The 3,294-nt window shown below is 70.4% G+C and carries 2 protein-coding genes; one reads left to right on the forward strand and one right to left on the reverse strand.

Annotation, left to right across the window (positions count from 1 at the left end; genetic code table 11):
* Positions 1-2,274, reverse strand: a 2,274-nt coding sequence (locus RWP81_RS15550; RefSeq protein WP_314457622.1) for a pyruvate carboxylase, incomplete at its 3' end; no start/stop codon positions are given.
* Between the two features lie 68 nt (positions 2,275-2,342).
* On the opposite strand from RWP81_RS15550, the gene RWP81_RS15555 reads away from it, so the two are divergent.
* Positions 2,343-3,155 carry a ParA family protein gene (locus RWP81_RS15555; protein WP_314457624.1) on the forward strand — a complete coding sequence of 271 codons (813 nt, stop codon included), beginning with the start codon at positions 2,343-2,345 and terminating at the stop codon, positions 3,153-3,155.
* Positions 3,156-3,294 lie beyond the last annotated feature (139 nt).

Here is a 3,294-nt window from a genome sequence, read left to right on the forward strand (position 1 = left end):
GTCCGCCCCCGCTGCGGAGGCGGCCAGCAGCGTGGCGAGCTGTCCGCCGGCGGTGTCGTGCGTGTGCACGTGCACGGGCAGGTCGAACTTCTCGCGCAGCGCCGAGACGAGCTTCGCGGCCGCGGTGGGACGCAGCAGACCCGCCATGTCCTTGATCGCGAGCACGTGCGCGCCCGCGTCGACGATCTGCTCGGCGAGGCGCAGGTAGTAGTCGAGGGTGTACAGGTTCTCGGCCGGGTCGAGCAGGTCTCCGGTGTAGCAGACGGCGACCTCGGCGACGGCGGTGCCGGTGGCGAGCACGGCGTCGATCGCCGGCCGCATCTGCGACACGTCGTTGAGGGCGTCGAAGATGCGGAAGATGTCGACTCCGGATGCCGCCGCCTCGGCGACGAACGCGTCGGTGACCTCGGTCGGGTACGGGGTGTAGCCGACAGTGTTGCGCCCGCGCAGCAGCATCTGGATGGCGATGTTGGGCAGCGCTTCGCGGAGGGCGTCGAGGCGCTCCCACGGGTCTTCGCCGAGGAAGCGCAGCGCGACGTCGTACGTCGCTCCGCCCCACGCCTCGACCGAGAGCAGACCCGGGGTCAGGCGGGCGACGTGCGGGGCGACACGCACGAGATCGCGGGTGCGCACGCGCGTGGCCAGGAGCGACTGATGCGCGTCGCGGAAAGTGGTCTCGGTGACCGCCAGGGCGGTCTGTTCGCGCAGCGCCCGGGCGAATCCCGCGGGACCGAGCTCTCGGAGGCGCTGGCGCGAACCCGCCGGGGCGGGTGCTGCGACGTCGAGACGCGGGAGCTTGGCGCCGGGGTCGATCGACAGCGGGTTCTCGCCGTTGGGGCGGTTGACCGTGGTGTCGACGAGCCACGAGAGGACCTTCGTGCCGCGGTCCTTCGACTCGCGTCCGCGCAGCAGTTCGGGGCGCTCGTCGATGAACGAGGTGCTGAGGTCGCCCGCGACGAAGGCCGGGTCGTCGAGCACCGCCTGCAGGAACGGGATGTTCGTCGAGACCCCGCGGATGCGGAACTCGGCCAGCGCGCGCCGGGCACGCGCCACCGCGGCGGGGAAGTCGCGGCCACGGCACGACAGCTTCGACAGCATGGAGTCGAAGTGCGGGCTCACCTGGGAGCCGGCGGCCGTGGTGCCGCCGTCGAGGCGGATGCCGGCGCCGCCGGGCGAGCGGTAAGTCGTGATCTTGCCGGTGTCGGGGCGGAAGCCCTGCGTGGGGTCTTCGGTGGTGATGCGGCACTGCAGGGCGGCGCCCCGCAGGTGGATGTCGTCCTGGAGAAGGTGCAGGTCGGCGAGGGTCTGGCCCGCGGCGATCCGCATCTGCGACTGCACGAGGTCGACGTCGGTGACCTCCTCGGTCACGGTGTGCTCGACCTGGATGCGCGGGTTCATCTCGATGAAGACGACCTGGCCGGTGCGGGGGCCGGCGGTCTCGAGCAGGAATTCCACCGTGCCGGCGTTCTGGTACCCGATCGATCGGGCGAAGGCGACGGCGTAGCGATGCAGATCTTGCCGCACGGCGTCGTCGAGGTTCGGGGCCGGAGCGATCTCGATGACCTTCTGGTGGCGCCGCTGCACCGAGCAGTCGCGCTCGAAGAGGTGCACCGTCTCGCCCGTGGCATCCGCCAGGATCTGCACCTCGACGTGACGCGGGCGCTGCACGGCCTGCTCGAGGAACATGCGGGGATCGCCGAACGCGCTCTGCGCCTCGCGCATCGCCTCGGCCAGCGCGGGGGCGAGCTCGCCCATGCTCTCGACGCGGCGCATGCCCCGCCCGCCGCCACCGGCGACGGCCTTCGCGAAGATCGGGAAGCCGATCTCCTCCGCCTGCGCCAGCAGCGCATCGATGTCGTCGGAGGCGGGCGTCGAGCGCAGGACCGGCACGCCGGCGGCGATCGCGTGCTCTTTGGCGGTGACCTTGTTGCCCGCCATCGACAGCACCTCGGCGGGCGGGCCGATGAACGTGATGCCGTGAGCCGTGGCCTTCTCGGCGAGCTCCGGGTTCTCGGACAGGAAGCCGTACCCCGGGTAGATGGCATCCGCCCCGCACTCGCGCGCGACGCGGATGATCTCGTCGACGTCGAGGTAGGCGCGCACGGGATGACCGCGCTCGCCGATCTGGTAGGCCTCGTCGGCTTTCAGGCGGTGCAGCGACGCGCGGTCTTCGTAGGGGTAGACCGCGACGGTGCGGGCTCCCACCTCGTAGGCTGCGCGAAACGCTCGGATGGCGATCTCGCCGCGGTTGGCGACCAGGATCTTCGAAAACATGCGCACCTCAGGTCGATCTGGCGGGGCTGAATGTGCTCACAGCCTAGGGGAAGGTAACGTGGACTCTCGTGCACGTACTCTCCGTCAGCTCTCTCAAAGGCGGGGTCGGCAAGACGACCGTGACACTCGGGCTGGCTTCCGCGGCCTTCGCACGTGGCGTTCGCACTCTCGTCGTCGACCTCGACCCGCAATCCGACGTGTCGACCGGCATGGACATCTCGGTGGCCGGCCGTCTCAACATCGCCGATGTCCTGGCGAACCCGAAAGAGAAGGTCGTGCGTCAGGCGATCACCTCCAGCGGGTGGGCCAAGGTGCATCCCGGCACCATCGACGTGCTGATCGGCAGCCCGTCGGCCATCAACTTCGACGGCCCGCACCCGAGCGTCCGCGACGTCTGGAAGCTCGAGGAGGCCCTGGCCACCATCGAGAGCGAGTACGACCTCGTGCTCATCGACTGCGCCCCCTCGCTGAACGCCCTCACGCGCACCGCGTGGGCGGCGAGCGACCGTGTCGTCGTCGTCACCGAACCGGGACTCTTCTCCGTCGCCGCCGCCGACCGAGCCCTTCGTGCGATCGAAGAGATCCGTCGCGGCCTCTCGCCGCGCCTGCAACCGCTCGGCGTCGTGGTCAACCGCGTACGCCCGCAGTCGATCGAACACCAGTTCCGCATCAAGGAGCTGCGCGACATGTTCGGTCCCCTCGTGCTCAACCCGCAGCTGCCCGAGCGCACCTCGCTCCAGCAGGCGCAGGGTGCCGCGAAACCGCTGCACGTGTGGCCCGGCGATTCGGCGCAGGAGCTCGCGGCCGACTTCGACGCGCTGCTCGACCGGATCGTGCGCACCGGCCGCATCCCCGTCGCGGGCGACGCACCTCAGGCCTGAGGTCTCGCGGCCTCCGCACGCTCTTGCCCTCCCGCGGCTCGCTGTCGTCGTGCGCGGGAGCCGGCATCGCGTCGAGTTCCCCGCATGCATAAACGCGATTCGCGCGCATAAACGGGGTGTGAGCGCGTTTATGCGCGTG

Source organism: uncultured Microbacterium sp., assembly GCF_963521695.1.
Lineage (GTDB): Bacteria > Actinomycetota > Actinomycetes > Actinomycetales > Microbacteriaceae > Microbacterium.